The following is a 21,520-nucleotide window of genomic DNA, read 5'->3' on the forward strand; positions in this document are numbered from 1 at the left end:
CCATGTCATTGATCGATATGATTTTCGGCAAGCGCCAAAAATCCGCCGCCATCGCCCGCGAACGCCTGCAGATCATCCTCGCGCACGAGCGCAACGGCCGCCACGCGCCCGACTACCTGCCCGCGCTGCAGCGCGAGCTGATGGAAGTGATCTCCAAATACGTGTCCGTCAATCTGGAAGACATCAAGGTGCAGGTCGAGCGCCAGGACGACTACGAAGTCCTGGAGGTCAACATCGTGCTGCCGGAACACCAACGCTAAGCCATGACGCTGACCGAACTGCGCTATATCGTGGCGGTGGCGCGCGAGCGCCACTTCGGCCGCGCGGCCCAGAGCTGCTTCGTCAGCCAGCCGACGCTGTCGATCGCCATCAAGAAGCTGGAAGACGAGCTGGGCATCACCCTGTTTGAACGCGGCGGCCAGGAAGTGGCCGTCACCGAAATAGGCGAACGCATCATCGAGCAATCACAGCGCGTGCTGGAAGAGGCCGAGGCGGTCAAGCGCCTGGCCGGCGAACACCAGAACGAGCTGGCCGGGCCGCTGAAGCTGGGCGTGATCTTCACGATCAGCCCCTATCTGCTGCCCAAGCTGATTCCGGCGCTGCGCATCCTGGCGCCCGACATGCCGCTGATCCTGGAGGAGAACTACACCTCCCGGCTGGCGGAAATGCTCAAGCGCGGCGAGGTCGACGCCATCATCGTCGCCGATCCCTTCGAGGAAACCGGCATCGAAGCCTGGCCGCTGTACGACGAACCCTTCGTCGTCGCCACGCCCAAAGGCCATCCCTGGGAAAAGCAGCAGGTCATCGACCCCTGTCAGCTGGCTGAGGAAAGCGTGTTGCTGCTGACCCAGGGCAACTGCTTCCGCGACCAGGTTCTGCAAACCTGCAGCGAGCTGTCCAGCCGGCAGAACCATGGCAACAATCTGGCCAGCGCGCTGCAAGGCAGCTCGTTGAACACCATACGCCACATGGTGGCCAGCGGCATGGGCGTCACCGTGATGCCGGCCACCTCGGTCGGCGCCGGCGACGAATCGCTGCTGTCCATCGTCCCCTTCGACGCGCCCGCCCCGCAACGCCGCGTGCTGCTGGTGACCCGCAAGCAGTTCTTCCGCAAGAAGGCGATAGAAACGCTGCGGCAGGCGGTGTTCCGCTCCGGCCTGCCCGACGTGGTGATGCTGGAAGGCGAGCCCAAGCTGGCTTGAGGCCGCCATTGCCATAGTCCGATGACCCGCCCGGCGCCGCCGAGGCGGGTTTTTCTCATCCTGGAGGAGAGTCGCCGTGCCGAATCTGAATAGCGTCGAACTGAAAGCCTTCATCCCCAGCCGCGACTTCGCTCTGTCCCAGGCCTTCTATCAGGACATCGGCTTCGAGAGGAAATTCGTCGGCGACGGCATCGCCTACTTCGCCCACGGCGATTGCAGCTTCCTGCTGCAGGACTACTACCATCCGGAATTCGCTGCCAATTGCATGATGCATCTGCTGGTCGAAGACGCCGCCGCCTGGCATGCGGAATTGAAGCGCCGAGGCGTCGCCGAGAAATACCGGATCGCAATGGGAGACCTGAAGCAGCAGCCGTGGCGCATGCTGGACTTCACGCTGACCGATCCATCCGGCGTGTTGTGGCGGATCGCGCAGAACCTGTGACATCCCGCCGGCATGGACTGGTTTGTTCCGACCAGAAACAATGCTAAAGTCATGAGCTCAACGCCAACCCAAGCGAGAAGAGCGCCATGAACGCCAACCCCCTGCTGCAAGACTGGACCACCCCTCACCAACTGCCCCCGTTCGAGCAAATTCGTCCCGAGCACTTCGAACCGGCCTTCGAGGCGCTGTTCGCCGAGCACCTATCCCAGATCGACGCGCTGGCCGCGCTGACGGCGCCGGCCAGTTTCGACAACACCGCCGCAGCCTTCGACCGCAGCGGCCATAAGCTGGAACGCGCCCAGCTGCTGCTGGACAACCAGACTTCGTCGGAAACCTCGCCTGAGCTGCAGGAAGTGGAGCGCCGCATGGCGCCGAAGCTGGCCGACCACCGCAGCCGCGTCTACATGCATGAGGGCTTCTTCGCCCGGCTGGACCAGGTCCACGCTCAGCGCGACAGCCTGGGCCTCAGCGAGGAGCAAGGCCGCCTGCTGGACCTGATCCACCGCGACTTCGTCCGCGCCGGCGCCAAGCTGCAGGGCGATGACCGCGGCCGTTACGCTGAAATCGTGTCCTGCCTGGCCGAGCTGACCACCGCCTTCAGCCAGAACGTGCTGGCCGACGAAAGCGAGTACGCGCTGCAATTGGGCGAGGCTGACCTCGCCGGCCTGCCGCCCTTCCTGCTGGACGCCGCCCGCGCCGCGGCCGAGGCCCGCGGCTTGCCGGGCTGGGCGATCACGCTGTCGCGCTCGTCCATCGTGCCCTTCCTCACCTTCTCTGCCCGCCGCGACCTGCGCGAAGCCGCCTGGCGCGCCTGGACCGGCCGCGGCGAGCACCCGGAACGCGACAACCGCCCGCTGGCCAAGCAGATCCTGGCGCTGCGCGTCGAGCAGGCCAAACTGCTGGGCTACCCCAGCTTCGCCGACTACGCGATCGCCAACCGCATGGCCGGCGCGCCGGCCGCGGTGCACGCGCTGATAGACCAGGTATGGGAGCCGGCCAAGGCCCGCTTCGAAGCGGAAAAGACGATGCTGCGCGAAGAGGCCGCCAGGCTCGGCGAGCCGGCCGACATCCAGCCCTGGGACTGGTTCCACCTGGCGGAAAAGGTGCGCATCGCCCGCTACGCGCTGGACGACGCCGAGATCAAACCCTACTTCGGCCTGGACAATATGATCGCCGCGATGTTCGACGTCGCCGGCCGCCTGTTCGGCCTGGGTTTCAGCGAACGCCATGACCTCAAGCTCTACCACCCGGACGTGCGCGCCTGGGACGTCAGCCGCGGCGGCAAGGTGATCGGCCTGTTCCTCGGCGACAACTACGCGCGCCAGAGCAAGCGCGGCGGCGCCTGGATGCATGTCTACCGCTATCAGGCCCGCAACGGCGGCGAGACGCTGCCCATCGTCGTCAACAACAACAACTTCGCCAAGGCCGGCCACGGACAGACCCTGCTGAGCTTCGACGACGTGCGCACGCTGTTCCACGAGTTCGGCCACGGCTTGCATGGCCTGCTGTCCAATGTGGAATACCGGTTGCTGGCCAGCCCCAACTGCCCATGGGACTACGTCGAGCTGCCGTCGCAATTGATGGAGAACTGGGCGCTGGTGCCGGAAGTGCTGGAAAAGCACGCCCGCCACGCTGAAACCGGCGCGGCCATCCCGGCCGAACTGGTCGCCAAGATCAAGGCGGCGCGCCACTTCAACCAGGGCTTCGAGACGGTGCGCTACGCGGCGTCGACGCTGATCGACCTGGCGCTGCATGAGCGGGACGACGCCGAGGGCATCGACATCGCTGCCTTCGAAACCGCCGAGCGCGAGCGCCTCGGCATCCCGCCCGCGGCCGGCATGAACCACCGCCCACCGCACTTCGGCCACATCTTCTCCGACGACGCCTACGCCGCCGGCTACTACGTCTACATGTGGGCGGAAGTGCTTGAGGCCGAAGCCTTCGCCGCGTTCGAGGAGGCCGGCGATCCGTTCAACCCGGAACTGGCGGACAAGCTCTACCGCCATATCTACAGCGCTGGCGACGCCCGCGAGCAGCGCGCGGCTTTCCGCGCCCTCCGCGGCCGCGATCCGCAAGCGGAAGCGATGCTGAAAAACCGCGGCCTACTGTAAGCCCCAGGCCGCCGGGATCGCCCGGCGGCCTCAACCGAACCTCCCCGCCGCGCCGACTGCAAACCGGCATCTGAACCCAAAACCTCCCAGGGACCGTGAACCCGCCCGCTGACAAAAACAATAGAGGAACCATCATGAGCAACCCGCTGCTGCAGGACTGGCACACGCCGTACCAGCTGCCCCCGTTCGACCTGATCCGCGCCGAGCATTTCGCGCCGGCATTGGAGCAATTGATGGCGGAACACCGGCAGGCCATCGCCGCCATCGCCGCGCAGACCGGCCCCGTCAGCTTCGCCAACACCGCGGAGGCGCTCGACGCCGCGGCGCTGCCGCTGAAGCGGGTGACGCTGGCGCTGCACAATCTGTGCAACTCCCACACCACGCCGGCATTGAGCGCCGCGGAACGCGAATTGATGCCCAGGCTGGCCGCCCACTACAGCGCCGTTTTTCTCGACGACCGCCTGTTCGCCAGGCTGGACGAAGCGATGCGCGCGGCTCCAGGCTGGGAGTTGAGCGAGGAACAGCGCCGCCTGCTGCAGCGCTGGCATCTGGACTTCACGCTGGCCGGTGCCCGGCTGCAAGGCGAAGCGCGGCGCGAATTCGCCGATTGCGTCGCCGAGCTGGCGTCGCTGTCGGCCGAATTCGGCCAGAACGTGCTGGCAGATGAAATGGAATACGCTCTCCCGCTGCGAAACGAGGACGATCTCGCTGGTCTGCCCGGCTGGTTGCGCGACGCATCGGCCCTCGCCGCGCGCGAGCGCGGGCTGGACGGCCATGCCATCACGCTGGCACGCTCCAGCGCCGTCGCCTTTCTCACCCATTCCAGCCGCGCCGACCTGCGCGAGGCGCTGTGGCGCGCCTGGACTTCGCGCGGCGCGACACCGGCGCGGGACAACCGTCCGCTGATCAGCGGCATCTTGCAGTTGCGCCAGCGCCAGGCCCGCCTGCTCGGCTACGCCAACTACGCCGATTACGCGCTGAGCGACCGCATGGCCGGCACGCCCCAGGCCGTGTACCGGCTGCTGGAACCGACCTGGGAAGCCGCGCTCGGCCAGTTCGCGCGGGAAAAGGCGCTGCTGCAGGAAACGACCAGGCGCGAAGGTCTGCCCGAAGACATCGCGCCCTGGGACTGGCGCTATCTGGCGGAGAAAGTCCGGCTGGAGCGCTACGCGCTGGACGACGCCGAAATCAAACCCTACTTCAGTCTGGAGAACATGATCGCCGCGATGTTCGACGCCGCGGGCCGCCTGTTCGGCCTGAGCTTCGCCGAACGCGGCGATCTGCCGCGCTACCACCCGGACGTGCGCGGCTGGGAGGTGCTTCGCGACGGCGCCGTCATCGGCGTGTTCCTCAGCGACAACTTCGCCCGCCCCGGCAAGAAGGGTGGCGCCTGGATGAGCGTCTACCGCGCACAGGGCCGCCACGGCGGCATCTCGCTGCCCATCGTGGTCAACAACACCAATTTTTCCAGGGGCGAGCCGACGCTGCTGAGCCTCGACGACGTGCGCACGCTGTTCCACGAATTCGGCCACGCGCTGCACGGCCTGCTGTCGGACGTCGACTACCAGCGCCTGTCCGGCACCCAGGTGCTGCGCGACTTCGTCGAGCTGCCGTCGCAACTGATGGAAAACTGGGCGTTGGCGCCGGATATCCTGGACAAGCACGCGCGCCACGCCGAAACCGGCCAGCCGATGCCGCCGGAACTGCGCGCCCGCATCCTCGCCGCGCAAAACTTCCAGCAGGGCTACGCCACCGTTCGCTACACGATATCGGCCCTGCTGGACCTCGCGTTGCATCAGGAAGCCGACGGCGTCGACGACCCGGCCGCCTTCGAAACCGAGCTATGCCAGCATTACGGCCTGCCGGCAGAAGCCGGGCTCGCCCATTCGCTGCCCCACTTCAATCACCTGTTCAACGGCGGCTACGCCGCCGGCTACTACGTCTACCTGTGGGCGGAAGTGCTGGAAGCCGAAGCCTTCGCCCGCTTCGAGGAAAGCGGCGACCTGTTCGACGCCGGGCTAGCCGACGCGCTGCGCCGCCACATCTACAGCGCCGGCAACGCCCGCGACTCGCGGCAGGCCTTCCAGGCTTTCTGCGGACGCGAACCATCGGCGCAGGCCATGCTGAAAAAAAGAGGGCTGGCAAGCTAGCGGACTGGCGCCTGGGACGTCGCGCCAGTCCAGCATCCCGCATTGAATCAGCCTCGCCGGAGGGCGCGACGCCAGGATTAGCGCTAACAAGCCCAGTCCCGCAGCCGCGCCGCAACACTCATCCCCCTCCTTACGGCGTGGAAATGAAAATGTCATTGATCTATTCAGTCGCTGCCGGGATACTGACGCATCCGTGACCAACCTATCCGATGGAGACGCGCATGCGCCGCTTCGCCGCAGCCTGCCTCGCCTTTTCCGCATTGTCCTGCAGCCAGGCCCAGGCCTTCGATCTGGGCTCGGTGCTCAATTCGGTCAACCAGGCCGTCGACACGGTCAAAAGCGTCGGCGGCGCCATCGGCTCCAACCAGACCGGCGACCAATCCACCACGCCCAGGCTGCGGCTGAGCCAGCCGTCGCCGGTCGCCTCGCCGCTGCCCGCCAAGCTGGATGAATACCGCCACAGCTACAAGGAGCTGGACGAGCAAACCGTATTCCTGAGCCGCCCCAACCTGAACAACGACGGCTCGATCCGCGTCGTCAAGTCGGAGCTGCTGCGCGGCCAGGTCTACAAGGATCTGTACGAACACCCGGACACCCAGAGCACGATGCAGGTGTGGGCCGCCTACCAGAGCCAACTGCGCCAGAACGGCTACGCCTTGGATTTCGTCTGCGACAAGCCCTGCTCCAACGACCCCAGCCTCTGGCAGACCGCCCAGAATTCGTCCTTCATCGTCTACCACAAGACCGACCGCTACCTGGTCGCGCACAAGGACGACACCTGGGTATCCGTCGCGGTAGGCGAAATCAGCTCCCACCCGCTTTCGAGCGTCAACGTGGTGATTCGCCAGCGCTGAAGCCATTCATCCATGCCGGCAGCCGCCGGCGCCCATCAACCTGAACAGGACACGACATGAGCCAGTCTGTTGCAAACAAGGAGGCGGAAACCGGTCTGGACACCCGGGCAGCGATCGAGATTTTCTACTACGCGTACAAGGCGTTGACCGCCAAACCGGACGAAATGCTGGCGCGGCGCGGCCTGGCCCGCGTCCACCACCGCATCCTGTTCTTCGTGGCGCGCTATCCCAAGCTGTCGGTCAAGGATCTGCTGTCCTTCCTCGGCGTCACCAAGCAGGCGATCAACATCCCGCTGCGCCAACTGATGGAAATGGAGCTGGTTCTCAGCCAGCCGGCTCCGCACGACAAGCGCGTCAAACAGCTGACGCTGAGCGAGGAAGGCCTCAGGCTGGAGGAAGCCCTCCACCGCGAGCAGCAGCGGGTGCTGCAGAACGCCTTCGACGATTGCGGCGACAAGGCCACCCGCGACTGGTTCATGATCAACGGCAAGCTGTCCGAGCACATGCAGCCCTGATCCCGCCCGCCGCCCAAACAGAAACGGCCCGGAATATTCCGGGCCGCTGTTTTTCCATCCGCGTTCCGCCTCAGTCCAGGCGGACGTAGCAGACCTCCAGCACTTCGATATCCTCGTCGCCGTCCGGACCGCGGAACAGCACGCTGTCGCCCTCGCGCGACTTCAGCAGCGCCCGCGCGATCGGCGAGATCCAGCTGATGCGGCCGCGCGCCAGGTCGATCTCATCGACCCCGACGATGGACAGGCGCTGCTCGTTGCCGTCGCCGCGCTGGATCAGCACGGTGGCGGAGAAGAACACCTGATCGGTGGCTTCGCGCGCTTCCGGGTCCACCACCTCGGCGATCTCCAGCCGCTTGGTCAGGAAGCGGATGCGGCGGTCTATCTCGCGCAGACGGCGCTTGCCGTACAAGTAATCGCCGTTTTCCGAGCGGTCGCCGTTGCTGGCCGCCCAGTTCACCACCTGCACCATCTCCGGACGCTCGCGGTTCACCAGGTGGTACAGCTCGTCCTTCAGCCGCTGCCAGCCGGCCGGGGTGATGTAGTTCTTGGTCGAGGCCGGCAGGCGGCGCTCGGCTGGCAGGTCGTCGTCCTGCTGCTCGTCTTCTTTGGTAAACGCCTTGCTCATGTCGTTCATCCTGATGCGGGTTGCGCCATTATGCCCCAGCCTGTCCCGCCGCCTCCAGCAGGGCCAGGCAATGCGGACGCAGCGACTTGGGCCGCAGCTTGATCCGCCCCAAGGCCTCGGCGTCCAGCCAGACCAGTTCGTAGAGATTGTCCGGCGACAGCTTGGCCAGCTCCGGGCCGCCCAGCCTCAGCATGCCGCGATGCTCGCGGGCGACGAACACGTGCTCGGTCCGGCTCTCGCTCTCCAGCACGCACAGCGGGCCGGGCACCAGCCAGACGTTCAAGCCGGTTTCCTCGCGCGTCTCGCGCACGCAGGCGATCGCCGCCGTCTCGCTCCGCTTGATATTGCCGCCGGGCAGCGAGTAATAGTCCTTGCCCGGCTTGACCCTGTGCATCAACAGCAGCCTGCCATCCTCGATGATGACGATGGACGCGCGCTGTTTTCGCTCCGGCGCCGGCAAGGGCAGGCCGGCTTGGCATTGACCGAATTCTTCCAACAGACCTCCCGAAAAACAAAACGGGCAACCGCCTCTCGGCGGTCGCCCATATCTTCGACGCGGATTCCGCTCTCGCGGAAACCCGGCTTACTCGCTGCGCGCGGCCTTGGGCTTGCGAGGCGAACCGCGGCGCTGGCCGCCGGTCTTCTTGCCGCCGGTGACGGTCAGGTTGGACCATTTCATCACCGCGGCGACCTCGGCGGCGTTCAGCTCATAGAACTGGCCGCGCTTCAGGCGGGGAGGCAAACCGATATTGCCGAAACGCACGCGCATCAGGCGGCTGACGGTCAGGCCGAAATGCTCGAACATGCGGCGCACTTCGCGGTTGCGGCCTTCCTTGATCACCACGTTGAACCACTGGTTGGCGGACTCTTCCTGGCCGCCGGTCTGGAAGATGCGGTCGAAACGGGCTTCGCCGTCTTCCAGTTCCACGCCCTTGGTCATTTCCTTCATGATTTCCGGCGTCAGGTCGCCCAGCACGCGCACCGAGTACTCGCGCTCCACTTCGAAGCTGGGGTGCATCATGCGGTTGGCCAGCTCGCCGCTGGTGGTGATCAGCAGCAGGCCGGCGGTGTTGACGTCCAGGCGGCCGATGGCCACCCAGCGGCTGGACTTGGCTTGCGGCAGGCGGTCGAATACGGTGACGCGGCCTTCCGGATCGTCGCGGGTGACGATCTCGCCCTCTTCCTTGTGGTACATGATCACGCGCGGCAGGCGGTCCGGCCACTTCAGCTTGATCTGGTCGCCCTTGACCAGCACCTTGTCCTGCGGACCCACCTTGTCGCCCAGACTGGCCTTCTTGCCGTTTACGGTGACCAGGCCGGCCTCGATCCACTCTTCCATCTCGCGGCGGGAGCCGACGCCGGACGAGGACAGGGCCTTCTGCAAGCGCACCGGCTCGATCTCGTTCAGATCGACGCGCACTTCCTTCAGCTTCTGCGCCTTGTTCTTGATGTCCTGGCTGGGGCTGCGCAGACGCAGCTTCTTGGCCTTCTGCACTTGCAGCTTGGGCTTGGCGTCCCCGCGCGGCTTGGCTTCCGCCGCCGGAGCCTGGCCGGCCTGGGCCTGGGCGGCCGCGGGCTTGCGGCCCCTGGCGGCATTGCCGTTGCCGGCCGGGCGCGCGGCGTTCTTGTTGCCGAAACGCTGCTCGTGGTCCAGCGCCACATTGCCGTTGACGTCGCCATTGCTGTCGCGTTGATACTGCGGCTTGCGGTTGGCCGCAGCCAGCGCCTGCTGTTCCTGCTCGCGGCGGCTCAGCTTGAACAGCGGAGCGCCGTTCTGCGTCGGCGCGATGGGGTTGCCGTAAGCGTCGCGCGCCTGGCGCGGTTGGCCGCCGCGGCGGCCCTGCTGGCCTTGTTGCGCTTGCTGCTGCGGGAAGCGCGGCTGGGCGCCGGCGGCGGTGTTCTTGCCCTGGCCTTGGCGCGACTGGCTCTGGCTGCGGCCGGCATTCTGGCGCGGCTGCGAGGTTTCATGACCTTTGGCACGCGCGACCGGTTGGCGCGCGTGGTTACGTTGTCCTTTTGTAGACATGTGCTTGCTCTTTCCATGCGAGCAACTGGCGGAAGCGTTATTCCGCGACTGGCTCTAAATTGTCCGCCTCATCGTCGAGGGGGAGATCGTCTGCGCCCGCGTCGGGGCCGTCGTCCTGCGTTTGGCTGTCCGGCACCACCAGGCTGCCCAACTCCGCCAGCGGCGGCAGGTCGTTCAGCGAGACGAAGCTCAGATCATCCAGAAATTTGCGTGTGGTGGCGTACAGGCCGGGGCGGCCCGGTACGTCCTTATGGCCGATGACTTCGATCCAGCCCCGCTCCAGCAGGGTCTGCATCACATTGGTGGACACCGATACTCCACGTATCGCTTCGATGTCGCCGCGGGTCACAGGTTGTTTGTAGGCGATGATCGCCAGGGTTTCCATCACCGCCCGCGAGTAGCGCGGCGGCTTTTCCGGGTTGAGCCGGTTCAAATACGGCGTGAATTCGGCCCGGGCGCGGAAGCGCCAGCCGGAAGCCAGCTTGACCAGCTCTATGCCCCTGCCGCGCCAGTCGCCCTGGATATCTTCCAGGATGTCGTTGATCAACGCGGCCTTGACGTCCTCGGTGAACAGCCGTTTCAACTGGGAAACCGACAAGGGTTCCTGCGCTGTCAGCAAAGCCGTCTCCAGCACAATCTTCAAATACTTTAAATCGGTAATGGTGGACATTAAACCGGGGTGCCGGGGAGTTCTGGGGTTTAAGCGCGGGAAGCCGGGGATTCTACACGACTTCCGCCGCGCGCGAAACTATTGCATCAGTCCCAACGACGCCAGGCTGTAACGCCTCAGCACCCGGCCGTCCGGCTGCGGCATGTCTTCCAGCCGCTGGCCGCCGCAGGCCTCTATCGTGCGCACCGACGCCTGATTGTCGGCGTCGCACACCAGCACCCAGTTGCCGCAGGCCGGCGGCGGCGCCATCGCCTGCACGTACTGCAGCAGCACCCGGCCATAGCCGTTGCCCCGCCACTGCGGCAGGACTTCGAAACCGATGTGGCCGATCACGTCCTGGATCACCGCGGTCTCACCCTCCCGCAGCCTCGCCGCCCCGGCGATTTCGCCGTCGTCGCTCAGCAGAAACCAGGTCTGGCAAGGCACCCAGCCATCCGGCAGCGCCTCGCCGTCGGCGTGCTGCACCACCTTGTGCAGCCAGCCATCGGCGTCGCAGGGAAGGCCGCGATAGTATTCGAAGTCCTCATCGCGACAAGCCTGAAAATAACGGCGATAGACGGACAGATGCTGCTCGCTGGCTGCTTCGATTTTCATTGACGCCTCCCAGGGTCGATACTCACATCGTAAACAGCTGAGCGGCAAGGTCAAGCCTTTCGCGCATGTCCCCGCCGGCTATGCGACAATCGCCCCCTGACCGCAACGAGCAATACCATGAGCGACACCCCGCAAGCGATACTGCTGATGGGCCCCACCGCCTCCGGCAAGACCGGGTTGGCGCTGGAGCTGGCCCGTCGTTTTCCCGTCGAAATCGTCAGCGTCGATTCGGCGCTGGTCTACCGCGGCATGGACATCGGCACCGCCAAGCCCTCCGCCGAGGAAATGGCCGCCTGCCCCCACCATCTGATAGACATCATCAGCCCGCTGCAAAGCTATTCCGCCGCGCAGTTCCACGCCGACGCCAACCGGCTGATCGAGGAGATCCAGGCCCGCGGCCGGCTGCCGTTGCTGGTGGGCGGCACCATGCTCTATTACAAGGCGCTGCTGGAAGGCCTGTCCGACCTGCCGCAAGCCGACGCCGCGCTGCGCGCCGAACTGGACGCCGACGCCGCGCTGCTGGGCTGGCCGGCGATGCACGCCCGCCTGGCCGAGCTGGACCCGGCCACAGCGGCGCGGCTCAATCCCAACGACTCGCAACGCATCCACCGCGCGCTGGAAGTGTGCCTGCTCAGCGGCAGGCCGATGTCGGAGCTGATCGCCCAAGGCAAGGAAGCCGCCGCCGGGTTCCGCTTCCTGCCGCTGACGCTGGTGCCGCGCGAGCGCGGCTGGCTGCACGCGCGCGTCGCCGAACGCTTCCGCATCATGCTGGAGCAAGGCTTTCTGGACGAGGTCAGCCGGCTGCGCGCGGAATATCCGGAGCTGACGCTGAATCTGCCCTCGATGCGCTGCGTCGGCTACCGCCAGGCCTGGGAACATCAGGACGGCTTCTACGGCCTGGATGAATTCGTCGAGCGCGGCGTCGCCGCCACCCGCCAGCTGGCCAAACGCCAGCTGACCTGGACCCGCAGCCTGGACGTGATCCCGGTGGACGCGCAGCGGGACGGCCTGGCGGCGCTGCTCGGCGACGCGGTGGACGCCTTTCTGGCCGGCCGGCCGCCGGCCGCATCGCTGCGCTACGACGGCGGCTTCTGAACGGCAAACGGCGGGCTCGGCCCGCCGTTCTCGCATCCGCAGTTCCCGCTCAGGGACTGACGCTCATCCTCAGCGTGTGAGTCCAATCGTGGTCGCTGGCCGACACCACGCTGTTGTACGAGGCGTAGGTCATCCCCTCGCCCGGCCACGGGTTCATCATGTACAGGTAATTGCCGCTGCCGGTCTGATAGCCGCGGCCGACGATGAAGTGGCCGCCGCCATTGGTCCAGCCGTAACGGATCACGAATGGGCGGTTGGCCTGGATGTCCTGCAGCACATGGGTCCATGACAGATAGTCGTAGACGGTAAAGTTGGACACCCCCCAATTGCTCAATATGTCCTGCAGGCTGCCGCCGCCGCCGAACATATTGTTGGGGCTGTTGGCCTGGCTGTTCCAGTTGAAGTTGCTGTTGCCGCAGGCGTAATTGATGCCGAAGGCCCAGTTGACGATCGCGCACTGGCTGGGCGTCTGCTTGTACCACGCCAGCACCGCCTTGCTCGATCCGGCCCAGCACCACTGGCTGTGCTCCTGCACCGTCAGGGGCACGCCCAGCACCTTGCTGTCCGCCTGAGCGGCGGCCGCCGCCGCCAGCAGGACCGCCGCCAGAATCGTCGTGTTCAAGCGCTTGTTCATGTTCACTCTCTCCTCAACGGAAGCTGGCCAGATTGGCGCGCACCGCGGCGCGCAGCGGCTCGATCAGGTCCGCGCCGTCCAGCAGCGCCGGCTGCTTTTCCAGCGACAGCGCCTCTCGGGCGGACATCAGCGCGGCGAAGCGCGGCTTGCCGTCCGCCTGCGCCACTTCCAGAAAATCGGACTGCGCCTGGTAGACCCGCAGAAAGCGGGTCTGGCCGGCATGGCCGGCTTGCGCGGCCTCGACATTTTTGGCCAGCTCGGCGGCGCCGAAGGCAATCGCTTGCCAGCGGCCCTCCAACCTCTCCACGGTAACCAGACCCACCGGCCGCGAACCGGACAGCGCCACGAAGCGCCAGCTGCCGGTGGGCGCCATCAAGCCGCTCAGGTCGGCATCGGCGGCGAGCAGGCGCTGCGGATTCACGCTGTACACCGGGAATCCCCGGCCGAGCCGCAGCGAGGCCAGTTCCCGCCCATCCGCCACCGAAAGCGGAAAGCCGTCCGGCAGGCGGACGCCGTATTCGGCCAGGTTCTGCTTGACGAAGCCGGCCAGGCCCTGGCGGGCGGCGTCGGCGATGCCCTGCTCCTGGACTACGCCTGATGCGGGAAGCGGCTGCGCAAACACGGAGCCGGCGGCGATGGCGGCCAGGCCGAGCGCGGCCGCCAGAATGATTGCGGATTTCGACTGCATGGCTGGACTCTCCTTGCTGGAAATGCGGTTTCGGTTCGCTGCGCCGTCAATACCAAACGCATACCAATAGTCTTAGCGGTCGAAAATCTGCGGTTCAAATTTGCCAACAAGGTCCAATTCATTGAATTTTCAATAAAAAATCAATGAATTACATTTACTTGCATGATGTTTTTAAAGTAAAAAATCAGACAAAAACTGTTCGGAAGATCAGGAGTCGTCTTGTTCTTCGTGCAAAAGTCCGCCTATCGTGAAACATCCTCCCGGGAGACGCTCCATGCGCATCGCCATTCCGCCGCTCCTATCGGCCTTGCTGGCCGCGGCATCGATCCAGGCCGCCCCCGCTCAGGACCGCCAGCCCGTGCCGCCCGACGAGGCGTTCCAGGCCTGCAACGGCAAGCAAGCCGGCGACGCCGTATCGTTCACCACGCCCCGCGGCGAGAAAATGACCGGCAAGTGCAAGATGATGCCGGCCCGGATGGCGGCGGTGCCCGACCATCCGCCTCCCCCGCCGCCGAACGGCAAGCCGCCCCCGCCGCCGCAATGAGCCGCGCGGATGGCGTCCTGCCTGAAGCCGGAATAAAAACGGCGCGGCCCGTCCGGACCGCGCCGCGGCTACGCGCTCACTTGGTCAAAGCGCGCTCCCACAGCTGATTCAGCTTGGGATCGGTGAACGGCTTGATGCTCTCGTAGATGTGGCTGACGCCCACCGTGGCCTTGACGTTGGTGTTGGTGGCCTTGCCGACGTTGTGGCAGGAAAAGCAGTTGTACAGCTTGTTGCCCAGGGTGACGTAGGTTTCCATCGTCGAATTGGCCAGCGCGTTGCCGCCGACGTGATTGGGCTGGTTGTTGCCGCCTACCGGCTGGAAAGGGTTGTACGGATCGTTGCCGCCATTGGTCCAGGTGGCGCCGATCAACAAATAGTTGCGCCGGATGTCGCCCTGCTTCAGCAGGCTGCGCACGCTGTTGTTGATCGAAATCACCTCGCTGTTGGCCTGCGCCGCGCTTTGCGCCGGCTGTATCGGCAAGGCCGCAGACACGCCCCAGGGGAAGGTCCGCAGAGTGTCGCTGGGCGAGATGGTTTGTCCGGTGCTGGCCTTGATCGTCAGCGGGCTGGCATCCGGATCGACGTACATGTGCTGGACGTTGAACGGCCCGATCGCGCCATTGGCCGAAAACAGCATGCCGCGCGGCACTTCCTGCGGCACCGCCACAGTGGCGCCCTTGGCGTTGACATAGGAATAAGCGCCGTTGGGCGAGTTGTTGTCGTGCTCATAGGTGGCCCAGATCATTTCCGGATGCCCGGCCGCGCTGCCGACCACATGCAAGCCCACCAGCGCCAGCAACGCCTGGCGGCTGCCGGTTTGCACCCATTTCTGCGGATCGCTGGTATCGAACACCGGAATCTCGCCCACGGTGGTGATGTAGCGGTTGGTGTCCAGACCGCCGGCGTCCACCCAGGAAGCCTTCAACTCCAGCGCCAGCGCATCGGCGTCCGGTACTTGGTGATGGTGCTGCCTGGCCCAGGCCAGCACCTTGTCGAGCTCGGCCTGGGTGGTGGGAAAACGCAGCTTGGGGTTCTTGGTGCCGCTGGCCGAGGCGAAAAAGGCGTACACATCGTTGACCAGGATGGTGTAGTAGACCATCTTGCCGCCCTGCGCCATCAAGGCCGCGCCATCCGCCTGCTTCGGTCCGCTGCCGTCGGCCTGGTTGACCGCGCTGTCCTTGTCGACGGTATCGGTCTTGTCGAAGCGCGGCTTGTTCACCCGGATGTTGAACACCGAGGCCGGCTTGCCGCCGCAGGTGTTCACGCCCAGTTCGCGATTGACCAGGCAGCGCGCCTTGCCGTCGTCGCTGTCCAGCACGCTGTAGAACGCCACCGAATCCATCACCGTGCCGTTGCCGCCGTACATGCGCATCGGCGAGGACGTCAGCCACAGGAACATCCGCTGCGACCATTGGTAGAAATTGCAATTGATTGTCTTGTTGCTGGCCGGCGGATTGACGGTGTCGTGGTTGAACTTGACGCTGTTGGCCGGCGTGACCGCGCCGTTAGGCGTCACTCGGTCGAGCAGGAACCAGCTCTGGAACATACCCGGGGTCACCGTACAGGTCGGCGCCACGTCCACGGGAACGGCGTTTTGCGCCTGGCAGGCCCCGCTGGCCAGCAACACGGCAAGCGGAATCGATGCGGCGGCAATCGGTCTGAGGATGAACATCATGCTTATCTCCCTGGAAGCCTTCCCGGCCGGAAAATCAAACAGCCGGATATGAAAAAGGCGCCCATCCCTGCCTGCCGGCTTGAATGAAGCGCCTACATCAGTTCTAGCGAAGACAAAATGACGTTTCAATTGAAAAATAACTAATTGAAATTACTTAGGAATGTCTCCCAACGCAACCGAATCCAAGCTGGGCGCGCCGGTGCGGCAAAGAGAAAATGGAAGACGATTGTCATCCGCCCGGGACCACAGGTGCGCTGACGAAATGAAAAAACCCGGAACCTGCGATGCAGGCTCCGGGCTTTCGAATCCCGACGGGGCCGGCGTCGCCGCCGTGAATCCCCCGGCAGGACTGCGCGGCTGATCAGCGCGCGGCCACCAGCTTGATTTCCACTTTCCACGCCGGATTCGCCAGCTTGGCCTCCACCGTGGCGCGGGCGGGCACGTTGCCGGCCGGCACCCAGGCATCCCAGGCGGCGTTCATCGCGTCGTAGTCGGCCAGATTGGCCAGGAAAATGGTGACGTCGACGATCTTGCTCTTGTCCGAATCCAGCTCTGCCAGCAGGGCATCGATCTGAGCGAGCACATTCTCGGTCTGGCCGCGCGCGTCGGCGTCGGTATTTTCCGGCACCTGGCCCGCCAGGAAGATCAGGCCATTGGTGACCACGGCTTCGGCCAGACGGGCGCCCTGCTTGTGACGGTAAATGCTCATATCGTTCTCCTTATTGGATGAGTGGGTGGGCATGACGGCTGATTCTAGCGATAAAGCGCTCAGCTGTCCCGCTGCGCCCGCTCCAGATCCGCGATCAGCGCCGCTTCGCCCTCGACGCCGACCGACAGGCGGATCAGGTTGTCGTGGATGCCCAGCGCCGCGCGGCGCTCGGCCGGAATCGACGCATGGGTCATCGCCGCCGGCAGGCAGACCAGACTCTCGACGCCGCCCAGGCTCTCGGCCAGCGTGAACAGTTTCAGCCTGGACAGGAAGGCCTTGACGTCGCCCTTCAGGTAGAACGACACGATGCCGCCGTAGCCCTGCATCTGGCGGCGCGCCAGCTCATGCTGCGGATGGCTTTCCAGGCCCGGATACAACACCTTCTCCACCCAGGGCTGCGCCTCCAGCCAGCGCGCGATGGCCAGGCCGTTGCGGTTGTGCTGCTCGATGCGCAGCGCCAGCGTGCGCAGGCCGCGCAGCACCAGGAAGCTGGGGAAGGCATCCAGAATGGCGCCCACAGCGTTGTGCAGGAAGGCCAGCTGCTCGGCCAGTTCCGGCTTGTCGCGGCTGACCACGGCCACGCCGGCCACCACGTCGGAGTGGCCGTTCAGATACTTGGTGGCGGAGTGGACGACGATGTCGAAGCCGAAGTCCAGCGGCCGCTGGTTGACCGGCGAGGCGAAGGTGTTGTCGACCACGCCGATCAGATCATGGCGGCGGGCGATGGCGGACACCTGCTGCAGATCCACCAGCTGGTTGAGCGGATTGGACGGCGTTTCCACCCAGATCATCCGCGTGTTCGGCCGGATCGCGGCTTCCAGCGCGGCGCTGTCCTCGGAGGCGACATAGGTCACTTCCAAATTGGCGCTGGCCTTGCGCACCTTCTCGAACAGGCGGTAGGTTCCGCCGTACAGATCATTGACCGCGATCAGGTGGCTGCCGGCCGGCAGCAGCTCCAGCACGGTGGAAATCGCCGCCAGGCCGGAACCGAAAGCGTAGCCGCGGACGCCGCCTTCCAGTTCGGCCACCGCGCGTTCCAGCGCCTCGCGGGTCGGGTTCTGCGAGCGGGAATACTCATAGCCGGTATGTTCGCCCGGCGCGCTCTGGCGGTAGGTGGAGGTGGCGTAGATCGGCGGCATCACCGCGCCGAACGGATCCTCGTGGGCGCCGGCGGTCACGGCCAGGGTATGGAAATCGGTCATGTTTTATCCTTTCTCAAAATCATGCGCCCCGGCGCATCGCGTCGGGGCGGGGAATCTGTTCTAAGCGGCCTTCGGCTGCCGGCGCCAGAACGACAGCAGATCCGCCTGGGTGATCAGGCCCAGATAGCGGCCCTTGTCGACGATCAGCGCGATGTGACCATCGTTGAACACCTGCAGCAGATCCTGCAGCGAGGCCTGCGGCGACAGCGTGCGCACATGGCCGCTCATCGCGCTGGCCACGGTCTGGCGGAAGTTTTCCGGCTCGCCGTGCACCGACAGCAGCAGGTCCCACTCGTCCAGCACGCCGACCACCTTGTCGTCGTCCAGCACCGGCATCTGCGACACGTCGTGCAGCCGCATCCGCTGATAGGCGACATTGAGCGGCTCGTCCGGATGGCACGACACGGTGCTGCCGTCCTGGTGGCGGCGGACGATCAGGTCGGTCAGGCCGCCCACTTCGGGCAGGCGCAGCATGCCCTGGTCCACCAGCCAGTCGCGGTTGTACATCTTGGACAGATACTTGTTGCCGCTGTCGCACACCAGCGTCACCACCCGCTTGGGCTCGGTCTGCTCGCGGCAGTAACGCAACGCCGCCGCCAGCAGCGCGCCGGACGAGGAGCCGGCCAGAATGCCTTCCGCGCTGAGCAGTTGCTGCGCGGTGTCGAAGCTTTCCTGGTCGCTGATGCGGAAGGCGCGCTTCACCATCGACAGATCGGTCAGCGGGGGAATGAAATCCTCGCCTATGCCCTCGATCAGCCAGCTGCCGGCCTGGCCGAAACTGCCGGTCTCGACGTAGTCGGCCATCACCGAGCCCACCGGGTCGGCCAGCACGAAGGCGGTGGCCGGCGATTGCGCGCGGAAGAAACGGGTCAGGCCGGTCAGCGTGCCGCTGGAGCCGACGCCGACCACCACCGCGTCCACTTCGCCGTTCATCTGGCGCAAAATTTCCGGTCCGGTGGTGGTTTCATGCGCCAGCGGATTGGCCGGATTGTTGAACTGGTCGATGTAGTAAGCGCCCGGCGTCTCGCTGGCGATGCGCGCCGCCATGTCCTGGTAATACTCCGGGTGGCCCTTGCCCACATCGGAGCGGGTCAGCACCACCTGGGCGCCCAGCGCCTGCAAGTGCAGAATCTTTTCCCGGCTCATCTTGTCCGGCACCACCAGCGTCAGCGGGTAGCCCTTCTGCGCCGCCACCAGCGCGAGGCCAAGGCCGGTGTTGCCCGCGGTGGCCTCGATGATGGCGCCGCCGGGCTTCAGTTTGCCGTCGCGCTCGGCCGCCTCGATCATGGTCAGCGCGATGCGGTCCTTGATCGAGCCGCCCGGGTTGTGGCTTTCCAGCTTCAGATACAGCTCGCACGGACCGGTGTCCAGATGGCTGACGCGGACCAGCGGCGTATTGCCGATCAACGATAGAACGCTATTGTCCTGCATTTCCATACTCCTAGCTATTTTAAAATTACTTTTAGTAATTTTTTGTTATATAAAAATTGCAAAATCTTCTACAAAATCGAAGTAGTCCTACTAAATATAATCAGCCTTCACACCACCGCATTGGCCTGCATGAAGCTATAGAAGAATACCAGTTCCGGGTCGCTCCTCAGCAATCTTAATTCCCTTGTCATTGACTCGACCAGCTCGGCGTCCACCCTGCCCGCTTCTATCAGCTGGTCGGCGGCGGACAGCAAGAGCTCGGTCCAGTAATCCAGCACCTGCTGGCGCCGGTGCGGCTCGCGGCTATCCAGATGCCAGGTTTTCACCTTGGTCTCCACATGGCGGAAGCCCAGCCGCATCAGGATGTTGCCCAGCTTGGCGCCGACGAAGGGATCGCCGCCCACCGATAGCTGGTGGTCGTTGAAAGCCATCCAATACTTTTGCAGATTGGCCGAATAGGGCGCCAGGAAGAAGGTGGCGTTCATCGCCTCCGTCGCGTACAGCCTGGCTCCGGGCTTCAGCACCCGCCGCACCTCGGCCAGCACGCGCTCCGGCGAATGCACATGCTCGAGAATCCAGCACAGGAAGGCGCCGTCGAAGCTTGCGGGCGGGAAGTCCAGATCCTCGGCATCCATGTGCAGCAGCGTCGCCCTGCCGTGCTCGGGGCTGCCCTGCAAGCGCTGGCGCGCCACCGCCAGCTGCCGCTGGCTGAAATCAAGACCGGTGATGTCGACGTCGGGGAAGCGGCGCAGCAGGATCTCGGTCTGCGCGCCCACGCCGCAACCGACCTCCAGCAACTTTTGCACGCCGGAAAAATCGACGTCGCGGTACACCATCGCCTCGGAAAAGCGCGCCTGGCGCACCAGCCTCGCCTGCTCGGTGGCGGAAAACCCGTGGATGTAAGGCAGATCGGACTGCGTCTGCGTCAATTGCAATGCACTCATCTCGATGACCTCGCTCGGATAGCAACAGGCCATCATTATATTTCTTTCGGCTATTTTGAAATCAAACTTTATTTTCTATTTGAATATAGAAAAAAACTCTAACGGCATGCCGGACGATAAAAAACCCCGCATTGCCGGATGCGGGGTTGGCGATGAAAACGGGAATCAGGCTTCAGGCCAGCGCGGTCTGCCTCAGATTCTGCGAGAAACGCTGCAGCGCGGCAATGCCGGATGCTTCGGCGCGCGCGCACCAGTCCTGCAACTCCTGCAGCAACTGCTCGCGAGTCAGGCTGGAACGCTCCCACAGACGGGTCAGTTCCTGGCGCATGGTGTAGATGGTGGCCAGCACGTGGCTCTGCTCCAGGATGCGGGCCAACTGGTCGCGGTCGCACTCGGGCAGGTCTTTCGCGTCCCGCTTCAGCCACACCTTCATCTTGCGCGGCAGGTTGACCTGCGGCAACTCGGGCAGGCTCAGCTTGGCCAATTCCGCGCCGCACTCGGCCTTCAGCTCCCGCGCGTAACGCGAGGCGATCGCGTAGCGGTTGGCGATGATGGCCTGCAGGTGCTCCAGATCCAGCTGCGGGCGCGACGGATCGTGGGCCAGTTGCGGCGCCACCTTGCGCACCTTGGCCAGGCCGCAGATTTCCAGCATGCGGATGTACATCCAGCCGATGTCGAACTCGTACCACTTGTACGACAGTTTGGCCGAGGTTCCGAAGGTATGGTGATTGTTGTGCAGCTCTTCGCCGCCCACCAGGATGCCCCAAGGCACCAGATTGGTGGAGGCGTCCTCGTTCTCGAAGTTGCGGTAACCCCAGAAGTGGCCCAGGCCGTTGATCACGCCGGCGGCCCAGAACGGAATCCACACCATCTGCACGGCCCAGATCGACAGACCGATCGGTCCGAACAACGCCAGGTTGATGATCAGCATCAGCACGATGCCCTTGGCGTTGTGCTTGCTGTAGACATTGCGCTCCAGCCAGTCGTCAGGCGTGCCGTGGCCGAACTTGTCCATGATGGACTGGTCCTTGCAGGCGGCGCGGTACAGTTCGGCCCCTTCCCACAGCACCTTCTTGATACCGAGCACCTGCGGGCTGTGCGGGTCTTCCTGGGTTTCGCAGCGCGCGTGGTGCTTGCGATGGATGGCCGCCCACTGCTTGGTGACCATGCCGGTGGTCAGCCACAACCAGAAACGGAAGAAGTGGCTGGGAATCGGGTGCAGGTCCAGCGCGCGGTGGGCCTGGTGGCGGTGCAGGAAAATCGTGACCGAGGCGATGGTGATGTGGGTCAGGATCAGGGCGGCGACGATATTGCCCCACCATGGCAGATCCAACAGACCGTTGAGCCAGTTCAGGTTCATGTATTCGATGCGTCCGTTGACTTAGAGACAAAGCTCTATTCTATAACAA

22 protein-coding genes are annotated in these 21,520 nt (G+C 64.8%); 9 read left to right on the forward strand and 13 right to left on the reverse strand.

What is annotated here, in order from left to right:
- Positions 1 to 2: 2 nt before the first annotated feature.
- From minE to BKX93_RS07650, 7 genes are all read left to right on the forward strand, one after another.
- A complete protein-coding gene (gene minE, locus BKX93_RS07620; protein ID WP_011136924.1) occupies positions 3 to 260 on the forward strand; it encodes a cell division topological specificity factor MinE in 258 nt (85 codons plus the stop codon).
- 3 nt (positions 261 to 263) lie between these two features.
- Positions 264 to 1,202, forward strand: coding sequence for a LysR substrate-binding domain-containing protein (locus BKX93_RS07625; RefSeq protein WP_021478630.1), 939 nt, complete (start codon positions 264 to 266; stop codon positions 1,200 to 1,202).
- A 76-nt stretch (positions 1,203 to 1,278) separates the two neighbouring features.
- Entirely contained in the window at positions 1,279 to 1,644 is a 366-nt protein-coding gene (locus tag BKX93_RS07630; RefSeq protein ID WP_046166249.1) for a VOC family protein, read from the forward strand.
- An 86-nt stretch (positions 1,645 to 1,730) separates the two neighbouring features.
- Entirely contained in the window at positions 1,731 to 3,755 is a 2,025-nt protein-coding gene (locus BKX93_RS07635) for a M3 family metallopeptidase (RefSeq protein ID WP_070979405.1), read from the forward strand.
- A 134-nt stretch (positions 3,756 to 3,889) separates the two neighbouring features.
- Entirely contained in the window at positions 3,890 to 5,905 is a 2,016-nt protein-coding gene (locus BKX93_RS07640; RefSeq protein ID WP_070979407.1) for a M3 family metallopeptidase, read from the forward strand.
- 221 nt (positions 5,906 to 6,126) lie between these two features.
- Positions 6,127 to 6,759, forward strand: a complete 633-nt coding sequence (locus BKX93_RS07645; protein ID WP_046155664.1) for a hypothetical protein — start codon at positions 6,127 to 6,129, stop codon at positions 6,757 to 6,759.
- A 56-nt stretch (positions 6,760 to 6,815) separates the two neighbouring features.
- Positions 6,816 to 7,274 (forward strand): MarR family winged helix-turn-helix transcriptional regulator, encoded by a 459-nt coding sequence (locus BKX93_RS07650; protein ID WP_021478625.1) that lies wholly within the window; start codon positions 6,816 to 6,818, stop codon positions 7,272 to 7,274.
- A 70-nt stretch (positions 7,275 to 7,344) separates the two neighbouring features.
- Here the strand turns inward: BKX93_RS07650 and greB are convergent, their stop codons facing one another.
- The 5 genes from greB to BKX93_RS07675 all read right to left on the reverse strand — a co-directional run bounded on the left by greB (position 7,345) and on the right by BKX93_RS07675 (position 11,189).
- A complete protein-coding gene (gene greB, locus BKX93_RS07655) occupies positions 7,345 to 7,899 on the reverse strand; it encodes a transcription elongation factor GreB (RefSeq protein WP_021478624.1) in 555 nt (184 codons plus the stop codon).
- A 28-nt stretch (positions 7,900 to 7,927) separates the two neighbouring features.
- Complete coding sequence (locus tag BKX93_RS07660) at positions 7,928 to 8,395, reverse strand: NUDIX domain-containing protein (RefSeq protein ID WP_052717262.1); 468 nt, start codon at positions 8,393 to 8,395, stop codon at positions 7,928 to 7,930.
- Positions 8,396 to 8,482: 87 nt separating this feature from the next.
- Positions 8,483 to 9,925: a pseudouridine synthase gene (locus BKX93_RS07665; RefSeq protein ID WP_046166244.1), complete on the reverse strand. Its 1,443-nt coding sequence runs from the start codon at positions 9,923 to 9,925 to the stop codon at positions 8,483 to 8,485.
- Between the two features lie 37 nt (positions 9,926 to 9,962).
- On the reverse strand, positions 9,963 to 10,595 hold the full coding sequence (scpB, locus tag BKX93_RS07670; protein WP_021478621.1) for an SMC-Scp complex subunit ScpB: 633 nt from the start codon (positions 10,593 to 10,595) through the stop codon (positions 9,963 to 9,965).
- A gap of 78 nt (positions 10,596 to 10,673) precedes the next feature.
- Positions 10,674 to 11,189 (reverse strand): GNAT family N-acetyltransferase, encoded by a 516-nt coding sequence (locus BKX93_RS07675; RefSeq protein ID WP_021478620.1) that lies wholly within the window; start codon positions 11,187 to 11,189, stop codon positions 10,674 to 10,676.
- Between the two features lie 117 nt (positions 11,190 to 11,306).
- Between BKX93_RS07675 and miaA the strand changes: the two genes are divergently transcribed.
- On the forward strand, positions 11,307 to 12,284 hold the full coding sequence (gene miaA / locus BKX93_RS07680; protein ID WP_070979409.1) for a tRNA (adenosine(37)-N6)-dimethylallyltransferase MiaA: 978 nt from the start codon (positions 11,307 to 11,309) through the stop codon (positions 12,282 to 12,284).
- Positions 12,285 to 12,333: 49 nt separating this feature from the next.
- Here miaA and BKX93_RS07685 read toward each other — a convergent pair whose 3' ends face one another.
- Positions 12,334 to 12,918 carry a C39 family peptidase gene (locus tag BKX93_RS07685; RefSeq protein ID WP_046155661.1) on the reverse strand — a complete coding sequence of 195 codons (585 nt, stop codon included), beginning with the start codon at positions 12,916 to 12,918 and terminating at the stop codon, positions 12,334 to 12,336.
- 13 nt (positions 12,919 to 12,931) lie between these two features.
- Positions 12,932 to 13,606 (reverse strand): hypothetical protein, encoded by a 675-nt coding sequence (locus BKX93_RS07690; RefSeq protein ID WP_070979411.1) that lies wholly within the window; start codon positions 13,604 to 13,606, stop codon positions 12,932 to 12,934.
- Between the two features lie 274 nt (positions 13,607 to 13,880).
- Here BKX93_RS07690 and BKX93_RS07695 point away from each other — a divergent pair, with 274 nt between their 5' ends.
- Entirely contained in the window at positions 13,881 to 14,150 is a 270-nt protein-coding gene (locus BKX93_RS07695; RefSeq protein WP_070979413.1) for a hypothetical protein, read from the forward strand.
- Between the two features lie 76 nt (positions 14,151 to 14,226).
- Here BKX93_RS07695 and BKX93_RS07700 read toward each other — a convergent pair whose 3' ends face one another.
- The 6 genes from BKX93_RS07700 to BKX93_RS07725 all read right to left on the reverse strand — a co-directional run bounded on the left by BKX93_RS07700 (position 14,227) and on the right by BKX93_RS07725 (position 21,471).
- Positions 14,227 to 15,825 carry a hypothetical protein gene (locus BKX93_RS07700; RefSeq protein ID WP_070979415.1) on the reverse strand — a complete coding sequence of 533 codons (1,599 nt, stop codon included), beginning with the start codon at positions 15,823 to 15,825 and terminating at the stop codon, positions 14,227 to 14,229.
- 361 nt (positions 15,826 to 16,186) lie between these two features.
- Positions 16,187 to 16,534 (reverse strand): RidA family protein, encoded by a 348-nt coding sequence (locus tag BKX93_RS07705; RefSeq protein ID WP_021478614.1) that lies wholly within the window; start codon positions 16,532 to 16,534, stop codon positions 16,187 to 16,189.
- Between the two features lie 59 nt (positions 16,535 to 16,593).
- Positions 16,594 to 17,736, reverse strand: coding sequence for a trans-sulfuration enzyme family protein (locus tag BKX93_RS07710; RefSeq protein ID WP_021478613.1), 1,143 nt, complete (start codon positions 17,734 to 17,736; stop codon positions 16,594 to 16,596).
- 60 nt (positions 17,737 to 17,796) lie between these two features.
- Positions 17,797 to 19,167: a pyridoxal-phosphate dependent enzyme gene (locus BKX93_RS07715; RefSeq protein WP_070979417.1), complete on the reverse strand. Its 1,371-nt coding sequence runs from the start codon at positions 19,165 to 19,167 to the stop codon at positions 17,797 to 17,799.
- A 107-nt stretch (positions 19,168 to 19,274) separates the two neighbouring features.
- Positions 19,275 to 20,111 (reverse strand): class I SAM-dependent methyltransferase, encoded by an 837-nt coding sequence (locus BKX93_RS07720; protein ID WP_046166315.1) that lies wholly within the window; start codon positions 20,109 to 20,111, stop codon positions 19,275 to 19,277.
- A 172-nt stretch (positions 20,112 to 20,283) separates the two neighbouring features.
- Positions 20,284 to 21,471: a DesA family fatty acid desaturase gene (locus BKX93_RS07725; protein ID WP_235429184.1), complete on the reverse strand. Its 1,188-nt coding sequence runs from the start codon at positions 21,469 to 21,471 to the stop codon at positions 20,284 to 20,286.
- Between the last annotated feature and the right edge of the window lie 49 nt (positions 21,472 to 21,520).

The sequence above is a fragment of the Chromobacterium vaccinii genome (assembly GCF_001855275.1).
Taxonomy (GTDB): Bacteria; Pseudomonadota; Gammaproteobacteria; order Burkholderiales; family Chromobacteriaceae; genus Chromobacterium; species Chromobacterium vaccinii.